Raw genomic sequence first — 14,342 nt, forward strand, 5'->3', positions numbered from 1 at the left:
TGCCTTGAAGGAAATTCAAGTGTCTCATTCTGAAAGATATCTGATGCAAGTTCACGAGCCCAGATTTCAACAGGCGGAGGAACGCCTGCGTGATGTCTTCGATATTTCAACCGTGATTAACCAGGGTGCCCGTGAGTATCAGGAAGATGCCATTCTTTCTGAAAAGCCGATCGGATCGGACATAGGGTTCGTGGTCCTGGCAGATGGCATGGGTGGCCACGCGGCAGGGGATGTTGCCTCTAACCTGATCGTTTGTGAGGTGATGAAAGGCTGGTTGGCCGCCGGGCTGAACAAAGACTCATCAAATTCAGAAGTCGTCGCATTCTTGCATGACAGTGCCGAACGCGCGAACAAGCAGATTTTCGAAGCCAGTCGCAACGATCTGAATGTAAGGGGAATGGGAGCTACGCTTCTCATATTGATCTGCATCGAAGATCGCGCGTTTTGGTTTTCCGTCGGGGACTCGCCGCTCTATCTCTGGCGGTCTGGCGAGCTAATACAGCTGAACGAGGATCATTCAATGGCGCCACAAATCGATATGATGGCGAAACTTGGCATGTTGGATCCCGATTTGGCCCGAAATCATCCCGACAGAAACATGCTTACATCGGTCATACATGGTGGCGACATCGCAAAGATCGATTGCCCCTCAGACCCGTTTCAGCTTCTGTCAGATGATGTTCTCATTGCAGCTTCGGATGGGCTTCAGTTTCTAGAAGACAAGGACATTCAAGAGGTCGTCACGCGCAACTATGAAGCGGGTTGCGACGCTATTGCGGACGCGCTGATCAGAGCCTTGATTGGCCTTGATGATCCCGATCAGGACAACATAGCTTTTTCTGTTGCAAAGGTTTGTTCTTAGGCGTTGATAGCGGGCGTTGAACTGATATCGTGGCGCATCTGCATTTTTGCAACCTGACTTGCCACAACTGAATCCTTCGATTTTCGTAGTGGCGATTGGCCCGTTTTGCGCTGAACAAGGAGCAAATCACCTCTACCAACTCCGCATGTTTGAACAAAGCAGGCTGTGATTTAACTAAATCGAATACATCCTACGCCCGTCTCGTTTCTGCAACGGCGTCATCGGTGAGCGGAACCCGGACGCCAGGTTGAACTACAGCCGGATCATAGGGTGTTCGATCAAACACCTCACGCACCATATCTGCAAAGAAAGACAGTGGTTTGCTGGGATAAGCGGGATCAAAGCTGGATTGATCCCAGCGTTCGCAGAACTCGGTACAGTCATCGAAATAGATGCTGTCACGATGAGCTTGGCGTTTTTCGGGGTTCGCGCCTACGTGCTGTCCGAAGTAAACAAGCTGAAAATCCCCATGGGTGTGCACACACCACGTGACCTGTTCGCGCAGGAAAGGTTTGAGGATTGAGGCCGCATATTCATCGTGATTATGCGGCGCGTATATGTCACCGATATCATGCAGCAGGGCGCCAACGATCCAATCTATGTCTGCCCCGTCAAACCAGGCGCGGGTGGCCGATTGCACCGAATGGCCAAGACGTGTGACTTGATAGCCGGACAGGCTTTTGTCGAGCCGTTCCATTGCCTCCAGCAAACGATCTGCCGTTCCTTTGCAGTACTCACGCTCCAGAGTATCGAGGAAGGTGTAATCCTCTTTGTCCCCGTCCTTCATCTGCGTGAATTTCACCTGGTCCATAGCATGTCCTTTGGCGTTTACGTGTGGGTCAGCGGGCGCAAGCAAGCGTACAATTCTGGACTATCCACGCAAACACCGGACTCGGCAAATCAAACCTGTTGTGTCGGTGAAAGCTGTAGTCGCCGGAGCTTAGCGTTCGACGTCGTCCAAGAGCACAAAGCTGTGCGATGATCCCGCAGCCCGTTTTAGTCACAGCGGCATGCGAAAGGATCGGCGGGCCTGTGCGCCGCCGCGCCTTTCACGTTTTGGCATGGCGAGTGGCAAAGGTTTGAACGGCTGTTCCAGCGAAGTCAGAAGCAAGTCGCAGAACGCTGCAACGGCAGGTGAGTGATTCATAAATGGTGCAGCTGTTTCGTAAGCATGCCTCGCAGCTACTGCATAGCTGGCATTGCCTGGAACACCCGCGATCCATTGCATATAGCCAAGCTGTCCCATCTGACGTGCTTCATCCGCAGGCATGGGGCCTGTATCGAGTTGAATAATCGTCCGTTCCAATAACATCGCGCCCTCCGCGCAAGGGGAGGAGTGTGGCTGGTCACGGTGATGTGCCGGGGACGCTTGGTCCTTCGGTCGTCTCTGCCGTTCCCAAGGCACCCCGCCCGGGTTCAAGTTGACTGCGGCGCATGGCATCACACACCGTAGATGGCAGGTCTCCTGACTTGCGGGTCAACGCTTTCCCGTTCCTTCCCGAGCTCTAGGGCTCAGTGGTTTTCAACGGGGTCGCTCACCGCTTACAGTTGCGGGGGCAGTCACGGAGTTGGGTATGAACCCGCACCGTGTTCCCTTTTCAGCCGACTCAAGCTGAGCCGGACACCATCTCGTTTACTGTCTCATACGCAAATCACTATGTCCATTGGGTTCGGATGCAATCTGATCATCGCGGGAAAAGGCTTGTCAAAGCGGGTTCGATCGTTAGGGGTCTTTACAGAGCGTGGCATTCGGGTGCCTTAATGTTCGCAAATGTTGAAGATCTGAACAGAAAGAACCCTCATATGTCGAACCATGGCTACGACTCCGGCCGATTGAACCTACCATTTGTTGGCATCTGCACCTTTGGCAAATATCCGTATGTCGAGGATTGGGGTGCGATTGACGCCGACGTTGCGGTTCTTGGCGCCCCGTTTGATTTTGGCTGTCAATGGCGGTCCGGGGCGCGGATGGGGCCACGCGCGATCCGTGAGGCGTCGACGCTGTTCTCATTCGGGCATGCAGGGGCCTATGATCACGAAGATGATGTCACCTATCTGGATCCGGCCAAAGTAACCATTGTCGATATCGGGGACGCGGATATCGTGCATACCGACACGATGAAAAGCCACGCAAATATCGAGTTTGGGGTGCGCAAAATACTGGAGGCGGGGGCGCTACCGGTCGTCTTGGGCGGCGATCATTCGATCAACATCCCCTGCATAAATGCCTTTGATGATCAGGAACCGATCCATGTGGTGCAAATTGATGCGCATCTGGATTTTGTCGATGAACGGCATGGGGTGCGCTATGGCCATGGAAACCCGATGCGCCGCGCCGCTGAAAAATCCTATGTCACCGGGCTTAGTCAGATCGGCATTCGCAATGTGTCGTCCACCGCCAAGGATGGCTATGTGGATGCCCGCGCCATGGGATCAGACATCCAATCTGTCCGGCAATTCCGCAAGATGGGAGTCGATGGGATGCTGGCCCGCATTCCCAAAGGCGCGCGGTATTATGTGACTATCGACATTGATGCCTTCGACCCATCCATCGCCCCAGGTACAGGTACACCAAGCCATGGTGGGTTCATCTACTACGAAGTGCTAGAGCTATTGGCAGGTTTGGCCAAGCAGGGCGACATTGTTGGTCTCGATCTGGTTGAAGTTGCCCCGGATTATGACGCCACCAGCTCCACCCAAATCCTTGCCGCCCAGTTGCTAATGAACATCATCGGGCGCGTGCTGCACGAGAAAGAGCAGCGTTAGATCCGCCAATCGTCATCTAGTTGTGCCGAGCGTTTGAGCCTGCCACCGCCATCGGCGGTGGTTTTATGCTATACTGGGCGCATTGAAGCACTCCTTAAGGGGGATTTTTAGATGACAACGATTGCCAAACTGAACTTTTTAAGAAAACAAGCCGGGTTGCCGATGATCCGTTTCGACCTGATCAGATTGCGCGAGGAAGATATTCAGGACCTGCGCGACGCCTATGCTGCGATGTACGAAATCTCTGACATCGCGCTGGGTGATCAGCGCGGATATTTCGCTCTGGCGCGCGGGCATGGTTATGATCAAGACCTTTGCCATGACGATGACCGCACGTTTCTGACCTGGCGCCGGTCCTAGGTCTATTCATTCGAAAAAGCACTTAACAGCGCGCTGAAACGGTGGCGCGTGGACGACGAACTCGAACCTACGCTTCCCTATTGGGATTGGAGGCAGTTTGCCACAGCGACGCACGCCTCGAACGGGCTGCCGAAAGTAGTGGACGATGCGACCTATACAAACAGTGCCGGGGATGATGTTCCAAACCCGCTGGCCCGCGCACACAGCCTCTATCGTAGCATTGCCCTGGGTTTGACTGGTGATGAGATCTTCACACGCAGATACACAACGCGCCTGCGCAGCAATATCCCGTTGCTTGAGGATGAGGTTGAGCGTTACCTGACCAATCCAAACTTTGAAGCCTTCCAGGCCGACTTCAACTTTGCGGCTCATGGCGGTATCCACGTTTTAACGGGTGGCACGGATACATCGTCGCCATTGCCCCGCTCGATTGGAGATATGGGCAGCACAGTGTCCGCGTCTTACGATCCCGTTTTCTGGCTGCACCATGCGATGTGCGACAAGGTTTGGGCAGATTGGCAGGCGCTGTGGCCCGCCGCCAATATTCCACAGCATGTTCTGGACACAGTTGTATATGACGGTCGGGTGGGCCGCGATCTGATCGATGCGGAAACCTCACTTCGCTACATCTATTCCGAGGATTCCGTCGAAGCCGCGATTGGCGCTTTGGGCACCGCAGACAGCGCGCCCGAGGCGACTTTGTCAGCGGCGGCCAGCAACGTGACCGAGGTTCGGCTCGGCATGGTGAAAGCCGGGTTTGTCAGGGCGGAACTTGAATTCCATCGCATGCGTCCGCCGACTGAAAGCTTTGAGCTGCGCGCCTATGTCGACAACGCCAGTTGCGATGCTTCGACAGGGTACAAAGACAAAAGCTATGCAGGGCGCCTTGTCTTTTTTGGTCACGGAACCTGCCCGGGTGCGCCGGGCCATTGTAACCCGGCCTTGGCCGTCCGCGACGATTATGACCAAAGATACAAGCATCCGCTCAGATATGAACATACGCGGTATCGGCTGGACATCACGCGCGGCTTGCGGCGCTTTATTGGCCGAAAAAAGACTGTAAAAGACCTGAAGATTTACCTTGTTACGCTGGATGACAAAGGTGAGGCCGTCGCGCCCGAGGCGCTGGTTTATGATCAGTGTTCCTTGCGCACCTATGCCAAAAACTAAACGGGTGGAGCCGGATCCTTGGACGTTAGACTTACGGATAAAGCTGTCAAAGACAGGGTTCTAAGGATCTGGTTGCGCCGTGTCCCGGAAGCGGGTGGTTTTTTGCAGGCCTGGCATATTGATGCAAACGAGAATGAGCGTCAGATCGGCAGCGCAACTTTGTATGGCAGAGGGGTCGGATCGACGGCACAGGAACGTGCAATGCTGTTGTTTCGACTGCCTTCGGATACTGATGATCTGAAGCTTTCAGTGGGGGATCGCGTTCAAATTCGTATTGAAGAAGGAAGCGGTTTCAAAGAGCTGAATCTCGATGTATCTGAGATTGAGTAGTGCTTGGAATTTGAAGAACTTAACCAGTTTTGCTTAGATGCCTGCCGGGATGTTCGAAGATTTGTCCGAAACCCTCAAGCTTATCCATAATTCCGGCGCGGCGTAGACAGGACCAGAATTGCGCCTGGTTCGATGTGATGACCGGTTTGCCTGCTGCCTGTTCAATCTCATCCACCACTTCCAATGATCTGATACCCCCACAGGACAAAAAGATTGCATCGGCTTCGGGCTGGTCGATCTCTAGGGCGAATTCTTTCCAATAAGATGGCTCGACCTTGCCGAACTCAACACCGGTTGCAAGACACAGGCCTTGAATGTCCAGAACATCGAAACCTGCGGCCAATAGATACTCGGCCTCGGCGGTGTTGACGTCATCCAGATAAGGTGTGCCAACGACGATCTTTTTGGCACCAACCTCACGCAGGGCGTCCATGACGCCAGTGACAATGCACATCGGTTGCGCATATGGCGCTCCTTTGCGGATTTCTCGAAAGACGTTCTCTTCGCGGCACACAATCGATCCCGACGTGCAGCTATAGCTGATAACGGATGGTTTCACGTCGGGCTGTAGGCGCGAGGCTGCGTCGGCCATGTGATCGATGTGGCGTGCCAGGGTTTCATTTGTTGTATAGTCGTCAGTCTTCAGGCGGGTGATATGAATGCCCACACCTTCGGGGGCCATCGCATTCAAATCCGCCTCGCTGGCAAGATCGGTCGACATCAAAATGAAACCCAAGCTGCCACGATGAGCGATACCGCCGCCCATAAGCGGCGTGCGAGGTATCGAGTGTACAGTATCTCCGGTCTTAAACATCAGACGATGACCTCCTCAATTGCCTTGGGGTGATGTGTAACCTGTTCCCAGCCGGTTTCGGTAACGATGAATGTGTCTCCAACCTGTGCGCGAAAGTCATCGGTCGCAACCGCGCCATCGACGGCAAAGACCATACCGGGCTGAATGACAGTCTCGTCCCCGGTTACCAGCTGCGGTGCCTCAAGAAAGCTGAAACCTGTAGCCCGGCCGCAACGGAACGGATATTCAAACCCGGCGTCCTGAATGACTTCGGCATAGGTGGCATGCACAGTTTCTGCGGTCACACCGGGTTTGAGCGCATCCAGCGCAGCCTGTTGGCTGGCGACGGCGACCTCGTAGATTGCGACCTGCTTTGGGTCGGGATCGCCGATCCAGAACATGCGGTCAAATCCGACCTTGAACCGGTGAAAATTGGTTAACCCGCAGAAACACATAAACACCGGCTCGCCATGGCGCATAATACGGTTTGTGGCGCGATGATGGGTCTTGGTCAGTTGATCGCCCGAGGCCAAAATCTGCAGGAAATGTATGTTGGGCGACATGTCGCTGTCTTCATAATGCGCCGCCAAAAGTTCTGCCGCTTTGCGGGTTCCTGCTTGCGAGGTGGCAATCGCGACCTCATACTCGGGCACCCCATCCCCAATGGCTGCCCGACCTGCCGCCACCATGGTCGAAGCGACCTCACCCGCGTGACGGGCCAGTTGCAGCTCGTAAGGTGACTTGATCATTCGCATATCGGTCAGGATCGGGGTCGCACTGGCCAATCGGTCGGTTCCGACAAGCTCCTCCACGTATGCGCGTACCATGGGCGGCATATGGTCCGGTTCAATCCCAACTTTGGTGGCGTTTGTGACCGCGTTGGGCAGTTCCGCGCGCCATTCTTCGGCCATTCCATCGTTCCAGGCTGCGATCCGGTCCACACGCGCAGAGTACTTGGCTGCATTCAGATCAATCGTCGGGGTGATCAGAAGCGAAGGACCATCCTTTGGTATTGCCAATATGGTTGGACGGCCAAACTCCATATGCAGATAGTCATAATACCCAGTCAGGTAGTAGACATTGTCGTCATCGGTGATCAGTGCGATGTCGATTCCCGCCTTGGCCAGTTTGGTTTGAAACCGGGACAGCCTTTCGTCAAACATATATGGCTTCCTTGCGCGTTTGGTCCTGTGACATCGTTCCACAAAGGGTTGGGCGACGTGCATGCCTCATGAGCCAGCATACAATTCGCAAAGCAACCTTTGATATGAATTCATCATGGTGGGGGAGTTGGAAATACGCTTGTCGTTCAGGACAAAACCGTCCCTCAGATGCAAAGACTTAACTGCATTTTTTGGGTTTGTTTCTGCAAACATGGCTTCGGTGGTGCGCTGGATTGAGCATTTATTCAGGAAACATTCTGCCGTCATCGTAGACAATGATGGCGAGGTTTAACGTCGAATTCTATTTGGTAGATGAGGTTTCGCGTTGCCAGTGGCGCCAAGTAAGAGCATTGTAATCGCATGGATGACAAAGACTTAGAGCTGCTCGCGCTGGTGCAGAAAAACGCACGTCAAACCGCCGAATCCTTGGGTTTGGAAATCGGTTTGTCGACCCCGGCGGTTCAGAAACGTTTAAAAAAGCTACGCGAAACGGGCGTAATCGAGAAAGAGATTGCGGTTCTCTCGCCGCCCAAGCTTGGGCGGGAACTGACGGTTATCGTCGAAGTTAAGTTGGTTCGGGAAAGCCGTTTGCATCTGGACAATTTCAAGCGGTTGATGCGGAACAGCCCGGCGGTCCAGCAATGCTACTATACGACAGGTGAGGCAGATTTTGTTGTGATCGTCGTTGTAGCGGACATTAAGGAATATGAGGCGTTTACGCAGGAATATTTTTTTGACGATTCCAATGTGAACGGGTTCACCTCTTCCATTGTTATGGACCGTGTAAAAGTATCGCTTGATATCCTGTGACGGCGCGATTGCGCCGCCCGGACGTTGAAGTCGGGAAGCGCATGGATAGAAAAATCTTTAGATCACGATAAGGCTCTGGGGTGCGCGGGTGGTCAAAAGCTCTGCGCCGTGTTTGCGGACAACGATGTTTTCCTCGTGCACCATCATTAGCCCGGACCCGTAAGACAGCGACGGCTCAAGCGTCAGCACCATGCCGTCTTCAAGAACTGTTTCATCGAAGGCCGCGTGCGAGGGTTGTTCGGTCAGTTGCAGTCCCAACCCATGTCCCAGGCGGCCAATATCGCCGCCCGAGGGGTCGATTTCAGCGATCACCTCTGACATGGCCCGGAACAGATTTTTGCAAGTGTTTCCGGGTATTGCGGCCTCCAACCCAGCTTCGGTCGCGCGCCAGAGCGTATCGTACGCCCTACGGGTCGCGTCAGTGACGTGGCCGATGGCCCAGTTGCGGTCAAAATCGCAGAAATACCCATCCCAGACACAGCCGGTATCCAGCATCATCACATCACCCGCCTGAAGCGGGCGACTAGAAGGCGGCGAGATGACATCTGCATATCCGCCAGGTGCGGCTGTCCCCACGAGATAGGGCGCATTATCTGCGCCTTGTGCCAGCGCTTCGCGGCGAAAGGCGCGGAATACATCTTCCAGCGGCATGCCCTCGGATACGATGTCTGGCACTCGTGCAAAGGTGGCTGATCCGATAGCGCAGATATGAGCGAGTTTTTCGATCTCGGCCTCGGATTTCACCATGCGCAGATGTTGCACCATGCGGGTTGCGTCGGCGATGTGCAGGCCGGGCAGGTCAACGACCAGCCGTTCCCAATCCCCAAGAGGCATGCGCAGCTGCGTCTCATGCCCTTTCATCACACCGATCCTGTCACCAGCTTTTGCCAGCGGTGCAAGAAGATCGGTCAGCAGGCTGATGCCGTCATCTTTGGGGCAGGGTGCGCTCCATGTGCGGATATCATCCAGCCAGGTTTGATGCATCAGCTCTGCCCCAATCTCGGGGATGATCGCGATAGGTTTGCCCGCGGCAGGAACAAAAAGGAACCAAGGGCGCGTCGGACTTTGCCAAAACAATGTCTGGAAGCCGGTAAAGTAGGTGACCTCGGGTTCTGTCATCAAAAGTAGACCGGCAAGGCCGTCTTGGATCATTCGGTCCTGGGCTTTTGCGGTGCGCGCCGAGAATTCTGCTTCGGGGAAGCCGCGTTCGGGGGCGCTAGGCTGCATCGCGGCCCTCCATGATCATCTGGAAAATGGCCGGATCTGTTACACCTTCGGACCCGATCAGCAATACGCGAGACTCGCCGTCCAGACCCAACTGCGCCGATACATCGTCATCCGTGCGCGCGATAATCAAAGCCGCCAGACCGGCAACCGCGCTCTCACCTGCTTCAAGCGCTGTGTCTCCGGGCAACGGCCGCGCCAACAGCCGTACAGCCGGTGCTACGACGTTTTCCGGGATCGTCAGGAAATCGGTGGCTTCCTCGGCGAGGATCTCCCACGCCAGAGGCGAAGGTTCGCCGCAGGACAGACCCGCCATGATCGTCTCTTCAGCGATCGCAACAGAGGTGGCGGCACCCGCTTTCGCGCTTTCGAACAGGCAGGCCGCCAGTTCTGGTTCAACGATAATCACGCGCGGGGACTCCGCGCCCCAATATTGGCGCAACGCGGCGGCTACACCCGCCGCAAGCCCGCCAACACCGCCCTGCAAGAAAACATGGGTCGGTGCCTGATCCAGTGCTTCACAGATTTCACGGGTCATCACCCCGTAGCCCGCCATGACATCGCGCGGCGGCAGGGAGTAGCCAGGCCACGAGGTGTCGGAGACCACAAACCACCCATTCGCCTTGGCCTCGGATTTCGCCAGAACGACCGATTCATCGTAGTCGCCCTCGATCCGGATCACGTCTGCCCCAAAATCGCGCATCGCTTCGGCACGGCCTTCGCTGACCTCGGCGTGAATATAGATGCGGCAGGCCGCACCAAAGCGCTGACACCCCCAGGCAAGCGAGCGTCCGTGATTGCCATCGGTGGCTGAGACCAAGGTGATTTTGGGCACCTCATCGCTGTATTTGCCCCGACGGATATCCGATAGGCTAACCTCGGTGCCAAGGCGCTTTGAAATCTCGCGCTGCAGCACACGCAGAGCCGCATAGGCCCCGCCAAGGGCCTTGAAGCTGCCAAGGCCAAAGCGCGGGCCCTCATGTTTGTACAAAACCTCGCCAACACCGATCTGCTTGGCCAGGGTTTTCAGGGACACAAGTGGTGTCGGCGCATAGCCGTCCCAGGCCATGATCTCGGATTGGGCTGTGGCGAAATCTGCGGCGGTAAGGACTCTGTCTGATGCATCACCGGTTTTGCGGGTCACAGCGACATGGCCCAGATGGGCTTTTGGAAGAAGGTCGGTCACGGTTTGTTCTCTTTGGCAGGAAGGCGATCCCGCACCAGAGCGGCCCAGAAGGCTGCGCCGATTGGCAGAAGCGCGTCGTTAAAGTCATAGTTCGCAGAATGCAGCGGTTGGCCATGCGCACCCTCGGTGCCATTGCCAAGCAGCAGAAAGCAACCCGGCACAGCGGCAGAGAAATGCGCGAAATCTTCCGAAAAACTCATCGGTGGGCGCTGACCATCGGCTTCAAGCCCGGCAGCCTGCGCGGTGCGCAGAACCGCATCGACCGGTTCGGGCGCGTTTATCGTTTCGATGAATTCCGTGTTGAATTGCATCGTCGCCGTCACGCCATGTGTGGCGGCCACACCATCGACGATCTGGCGCATGAAATGTTCGACGGCTTCACGATCCTCGGGCAGACGTGCCCGGACATCGCCTTTCAGAACGGCATGCCCCGGCAGCACATTTCTTTGTCCGTCGGTTAAGAACTCGGTCACCGACACCACGGCGCCCGCACTGGGGGCCAGTTTGCGCGACACGATTGTCTGAAGGGCCAGCACCATTTCAGCACCCACTGTGATCGCATCCACCCCCACCTGCGGCATCGATGCATGACCGCCTTTGCCAGTGATCTGAATTTCGAACAGGCTTTCTGAGGCGCATATTTGACCTGGACGGGTTGAAACCTGCCCCACAGGGGCACCGGGCAGATTGTGGATGGCGTAGACCTCTTGAATCGGGAACCGCTCCAGCAGCCCTTCCTCAATCATCGCTTGCGCCCCCAGCCCGTGTTCTTCGTTTGGTTGGAAGATGAACACGACCGTGCCGTTGAAATCCTTGTCACTGACCAGCATCTCTGCGGCCCCCAACAGCATCGCCATATGGCCATCGTGACCACAGGCATGCATGACGCCGGGATTGGCGGATACATAGTCATGAGTGCTTTGTTCCGCGATTGGGAGGGCATCCATATCGGCCCGTAACCCGATGGCGCGGTTTCCGGTTCCGGCCTTTAGAGTTCCGACGACCCCAATACCTTCGCGCACTTCGAGCCCCAACTCGCGCAAACGAGCAGCAATGACCGCCTTAGTGCGGTGTTCATCAAAACCAAGCTCTGGGTCCCGATGGAATGCTTGTCTGAGCCTGATGAGATTCTGTAGATGCACGTTCAAAATGACTCCTGTAAACCGCAACTGAGACCATAGCCTGAGCGATGATTTCTTGGCGTCGATCATTCGACGATGTGTGATTAAAATTGTCACAAACTTCGCAAATCATGAGGTTTTCCCGAGAGTAACGCAAGTTGTGCGAGCGGTGGGACGGCGAATCGGATTGCTGATATTGAGCCGTTTCCAACAGTTTAGACCCGTTGGGTTGCTTCCTGCGCTTGTCTGCGACGAAGCCACTGATCTCGGCGGGCAGTTTGCGTGTTCTCGGTTGGAGGATGGTGAGGTGTCTAAGGGCAAGAGTTTGATGCTCAAGCCCGTCTAAATGTGAATCGATGACTTCAAAACAGCAAGATACCGCCGTGGTTTTGCAGAGGTCAGGCCCGGACATTTAGGCTTCGATGCGCATTTACACTGGTTGAATAAAAAATTTGTCGGTTCAGGTACATCTGTGTCGTTTCTTTCTACCCAGATGAAGGTGCATCGCTACAATCTGTCGGAAACTCAGACGGCAGGAGATGCATATGCCACCATTCAACGTAGGCCGGGTTCCTCCGGCAACCTTCGGTGCGGGCAAGATTGCGAAAATACCCAAAATCGTCCGCGAGTTGGGTGATGGTCCGGTGCTGATTGTATGCGATGCCTTTCTTGCTGAAATCGGGGCCACCGAAAAGCTGACCAAAGGGTTGTCTGCGGAAGGCATTGTCTTTGAGTTGGCAGCCGATGTGTCAGGCGAGCCAAAAGAAGCGTTGGTGGATAGTCTAAGTGCGCGTGCACGCGAGATTGAGGCCGGTGTGGTTGTTGGTCTCGGCGGCGGTGCGGCGATGGATGCGGCCAAACTGGTGGCTGCAATTGCCCGATCCGGTCGAGCTGCTGCCGAATTTGCGCTGGCGGCTCAGCCGTTGCCCGCAGGTGGCATCCCGGCAATAGCGATCCCGACCACCGCCGGTACCGGTTCAGAGGTGACCAGAACGTCCGTAATCTCGCAGGCAGATGGCAGCAAGACTTGGTTCTGGGGCGAAGAACTTATGTTCGCGCAGGCCGTGCTGGATCCTGAACTGACGCTTAGCTTGCCGGCGACCCTCACAGCTTGGACCGGCATAGATGCTGTAGCGCATGCCCTAGAGGGTGCAACAGCGCGCAACACCAGCCCGGCAGGCCAGCTTTATGGTTTGGAAGCGCTTCGCATTCTAACCGATGCCTTGCCGCGGGCCGTGGCAGACGGCACCGACCTTGAGGCGCGCGGACGTGTTCTTTGGGCCAGTATGGTTGCGGGTCTTGCGCTGCACAACTGCAACACGCATATGGGCCACAATATCAGCCACGCTTTGGGGTCTTTGGTGCGTATCCATCATGGGCTGGCGACGGGTCTGGCGTTAGAGGCCAGCCTGCCGTGGCTGGTTGCACATCCTGAAGGTGCTGAAAACTATGCGCGCACAGCGAAGGCGATGGGAGCAGCAGAAAGCGCCGAGGCTTTGCCAGAGGCTTTATCGAACCTGATGCGCAGGTGCCAGATATCGCCAGATCTGCCAGCAGAATGCGCCAGCGTGACAGTGGAGGCCTTGGCGACCGAAATGCGGAACCCTGCCAATATTGGTATGGCCCAAAACGCGGCCTGCGCGGTCAACGACGATGATCTGGATCAGATGGCCTCACTGATGCTGCGTAAAACAGTAGTGAACGCATGACACTGGGGCCGCACCGATTGACTTGATGCTAAGCGGAGCTGCTTAGCTGCCTGACCAATGCTGGCAAATCAGCAACTGTGTCGATGACATAGTTGGCCCCAGCGTCCGTGAGGATCTTGGTGGCCTGCACGCGAAGGTGATCGACTTCTGCATCGGATAGTGCATTCAACTCTTCCGGCGTTTTGCCGACAGCATTGCCCGAAAGGGACACTCCGACAGTGACACAACCGGCTGCAACGCCTTCCTTGATGCCCGGTTCGGTATCGTCAACTTTAATGATCGCCGAAGGCGGGTAGGCCACCAGATCAACCATGCATTTGTACATGCCCAGAGGGCCAGGGCGACCTTCGGGTAAGTCGTCTGAACACACCAGATTGTCGGGTGAGTACCCCTGACGTGCCGCAACAGGGAGCACGTGCTCCATGATGGAGCGGGTGTAGCCTGTGGTCGAGCCGATCTTGAGGCCCATGGCACGTAGCTCATCAATTGCAGCTTTGCCGCCCGGTACAAGATCAGCGTAATCTGCAGCGACCTTTTCATTCATGGGCACAAAAACCTCATAAACTTTGTCGACATCTATATCAGAGGGCGCAGCACCATATTGACTTTCCCACTGAGCAGCGATGTCGGGCATGTCCATCATCTGACGAATGTGATCCCATTTCGGTGCGCCCATCGGTGCGCGGGCCTGTTCAATTGTTGCCTCGATACCGAATTGAGCGAATGCTTTGACAAATACACCCATGGGCGCGAAGGAGCCAAAATCGACCATGGTTCCTGCCCAATCAAAAACAACAGCTTTGAAGGTGTTCATTAGAATTCCTTGTGTTCGAGGAGTTGGCCGTTTT

14 protein-coding genes, 1 pseudogene and 1 riboswitch are annotated in these 14,342 nt (G+C 55.6%); of the genes and pseudogenes, 7 read left to right on the top strand and 8 right to left on the bottom strand.

Annotation, left to right across the window (positions count from 1 at the left end):
* The first annotated feature begins 43 nt into the window (after positions 1 to 43).
* Complete coding sequence (locus ABLN87_RS10240) at positions 44 to 862, top strand: PP2C family protein-serine/threonine phosphatase (protein WP_353009768.1); 819 nt, start codon at positions 44 to 46, stop codon at positions 860 to 862.
* Positions 863 to 1,052: 190 nt separating this feature from the next.
* Here the strand turns inward: ABLN87_RS10240 and ABLN87_RS10245 are convergent, their stop codons facing one another.
* Both ABLN87_RS10245 and ABLN87_RS10250 read right to left on the bottom strand, forming a co-directional pair.
* On the bottom strand, positions 1,053 to 1,673 hold the full coding sequence (locus ABLN87_RS10245; protein WP_353009771.1) for an HD domain-containing protein: 621 nt from the start codon (positions 1,671 to 1,673) through the stop codon (positions 1,053 to 1,055).
* Between the two features lie 189 nt (positions 1,674 to 1,862).
* On the bottom strand, positions 1,863 to 2,174 hold the full coding sequence (locus tag ABLN87_RS10250; RefSeq protein WP_353009774.1) for a hypothetical protein: 312 nt from the start codon (positions 2,172 to 2,174) through the stop codon (positions 1,863 to 1,865).
* A 126-nt stretch (positions 2,175 to 2,300) separates the two neighbouring features.
* Positions 2,301 to 2,506: riboswitch (cobalamin riboswitch) on the bottom strand.
* A 159-nt stretch (positions 2,507 to 2,665) separates the two neighbouring features.
* Here ABLN87_RS10250 and speB point away from each other — a divergent pair.
* The 4 genes and pseudogenes from speB to ABLN87_RS10270 all read left to right on the top strand — a co-directional run bounded on the left by speB (position 2,666) and on the right by ABLN87_RS10270 (position 5,488).
* Positions 2,666 to 3,628, top strand: coding sequence for an agmatinase (gene speB / locus ABLN87_RS10255; RefSeq protein WP_353010256.1), 963 nt, complete (start codon positions 2,666 to 2,668; stop codon positions 3,626 to 3,628).
* Positions 3,629 to 3,739: 111 nt separating this feature from the next.
* A complete protein-coding gene (locus ABLN87_RS10260; RefSeq protein WP_353009777.1) occupies positions 3,740 to 3,988 on the top strand; it encodes a hypothetical protein in 249 nt (82 codons plus the stop codon).
* A gap of 12 nt (positions 3,989 to 4,000) precedes the next feature.
* Positions 4,001 to 5,158: pseudogene (locus ABLN87_RS10265) on the top strand (tyrosinase family protein); the annotation flags it as partial.
* Between the two features lie 72 nt (positions 5,159 to 5,230).
* Positions 5,231 to 5,488, top strand: a complete 258-nt coding sequence (locus ABLN87_RS10270) for a hypothetical protein (RefSeq protein ID WP_353009780.1) — start codon at positions 5,231 to 5,233, stop codon at positions 5,486 to 5,488.
* Between the two features lie 19 nt (positions 5,489 to 5,507).
* Here the strand turns inward: ABLN87_RS10270 and ABLN87_RS10275 are convergent, their stop codons facing one another.
* Positions 5,508 to 6,302 (bottom strand): maleate cis-trans isomerase family protein, encoded by a 795-nt coding sequence (locus ABLN87_RS10275; RefSeq protein WP_353009783.1) that lies wholly within the window; start codon positions 6,300 to 6,302, stop codon positions 5,508 to 5,510.
* Entirely contained in the window at positions 6,302 to 7,444 is a 1,143-nt protein-coding gene (locus ABLN87_RS10280) for a M24 family metallopeptidase (protein ID WP_353009786.1), read from the bottom strand. The genes ABLN87_RS10275 and ABLN87_RS10280 overlap by 1 nt, the downstream gene beginning before the upstream one ends.
* 360 nt (positions 7,445 to 7,804) lie before the next feature.
* Between ABLN87_RS10280 and ABLN87_RS10285 the strand changes: the two genes are divergently transcribed.
* Positions 7,805 to 8,254: an Lrp/AsnC family transcriptional regulator gene (locus ABLN87_RS10285; RefSeq protein WP_353009789.1), complete on the top strand. Its 450-nt coding sequence runs from the start codon at positions 7,805 to 7,807 to the stop codon at positions 8,252 to 8,254.
* A gap of 57 nt (positions 8,255 to 8,311) precedes the next feature.
* Here the strand turns inward: ABLN87_RS10285 and ABLN87_RS10290 are convergent, their stop codons facing one another.
* The 3 genes from ABLN87_RS10290 to ABLN87_RS10300 are packed head-to-tail and all read right to left on the bottom strand — an operon-like array spanning position 8,312 to position 11,812.
* On the bottom strand, positions 8,312 to 9,481 hold the full coding sequence (locus ABLN87_RS10290) for a M24 family metallopeptidase (protein ID WP_353009792.1): 1,170 nt from the start codon (positions 9,479 to 9,481) through the stop codon (positions 8,312 to 8,314).
* Positions 9,471 to 10,664: a diaminopropionate ammonia-lyase gene (locus tag ABLN87_RS10295; protein ID WP_353009795.1), complete on the bottom strand. Its 1,194-nt coding sequence runs from the start codon at positions 10,662 to 10,664 to the stop codon at positions 9,471 to 9,473. The genes ABLN87_RS10290 and ABLN87_RS10295 overlap by 11 nt, the downstream gene beginning before the upstream one ends.
* Positions 10,661 to 11,812: an amidohydrolase gene (locus tag ABLN87_RS10300; RefSeq protein WP_353009798.1), complete on the bottom strand. Its 1,152-nt coding sequence runs from the start codon at positions 11,810 to 11,812 to the stop codon at positions 10,661 to 10,663. Before ABLN87_RS10300 ends, ABLN87_RS10295 begins: the two co-directional genes overlap by 4 nt.
* 518 nt (positions 11,813 to 12,330) lie before the next feature.
* On the opposite strand from ABLN87_RS10300, the gene ABLN87_RS10305 reads away from it, so the two are divergent.
* The gene (locus ABLN87_RS10305) at positions 12,331 to 13,494 is read left to right on the top strand and encodes an iron-containing alcohol dehydrogenase (RefSeq protein WP_353009801.1); all 1,164 of its coding nucleotides are present in this window, start codon (positions 12,331 to 12,333) and stop codon (positions 13,492 to 13,494) included.
* A gap of 28 nt (positions 13,495 to 13,522) precedes the next feature.
* Here the strand turns inward: ABLN87_RS10305 and phnX are convergent, their stop codons facing one another.
* The gene (gene phnX / locus ABLN87_RS10310; protein WP_353009804.1) at positions 13,523 to 14,308 is read right to left on the bottom strand and encodes a phosphonoacetaldehyde hydrolase; all 786 of its coding nucleotides are present in this window, start codon (positions 14,306 to 14,308) and stop codon (positions 13,523 to 13,525) included.
* Between the last annotated feature and the right edge of the window lie 34 nt (positions 14,309 to 14,342).

It is taken from the genome of Ruegeria sp. SCP10 (assembly GCF_040329495.1).
GTDB lineage: Bacteria > Pseudomonadota > Alphaproteobacteria > Rhodobacterales > Rhodobacteraceae > Ruegeria.

What these genes read in the sequence shown, in the direction of transcription:
- ABLN87_RS10240 (WP_353009768.1), top strand. Translation starts at nt 44, where the DNA reads ATGCAAGTTCACGAGCCCAGATTTCAACAGGCGGAGGAACGCCTGCGT.
- ABLN87_RS10245 (WP_353009771.1), bottom strand. Translation starts at nt 1,673, where the DNA reads ATGGACCAGGTGAAATTCACGCAGATGAAGGACGGGGACAAAGAGGAT.
- ABLN87_RS10250 (WP_353009774.1), bottom strand. Translation starts at nt 2,174, where the DNA reads ATGTTATTGGAACGGACGATTATTCAACTCGATACAGGCCCCATGCCT.
- speB (WP_353010256.1), top strand. Translation starts at nt 2,666, where the DNA reads ATGTCGAACCATGGCTACGACTCCGGCCGATTGAACCTACCATTTGTT.
- ABLN87_RS10260 (WP_353009777.1), top strand. Translation starts at nt 3,740, where the DNA reads ATGACAACGATTGCCAAACTGAACTTTTTAAGAAAACAAGCCGGGTTG.
- ABLN87_RS10275 (WP_353009783.1), bottom strand. Translation starts at nt 6,302, where the DNA reads ATGTTTAAGACCGGAGATACTGTACACTCGATACCTCGCACGCCGCTT.
- ABLN87_RS10280 (WP_353009786.1), bottom strand. Translation starts at nt 7,444, where the DNA reads ATGTTTGACGAAAGGCTGTCCCGGTTTCAAACCAAACTGGCCAAGGCG.
- ABLN87_RS10285 (WP_353009789.1), top strand. Translation starts at nt 7,805, where the DNA reads ATGGATGACAAAGACTTAGAGCTGCTCGCGCTGGTGCAGAAAAACGCA.
- ABLN87_RS10290 (WP_353009792.1), bottom strand. Translation starts at nt 9,481, where the DNA reads ATGCAGCCTAGCGCCCCCGAACGCGGCTTCCCCGAAGCAGAATTCTCG.
- ABLN87_RS10305 (WP_353009801.1), top strand. Translation starts at nt 12,331, where the DNA reads ATGCCACCATTCAACGTAGGCCGGGTTCCTCCGGCAACCTTCGGTGCG.
- phnX (WP_353009804.1), bottom strand. Translation starts at nt 14,308, where the DNA reads ATGAACACCTTCAAAGCTGTTGTTTTTGATTGGGCAGGAACCATGGTC.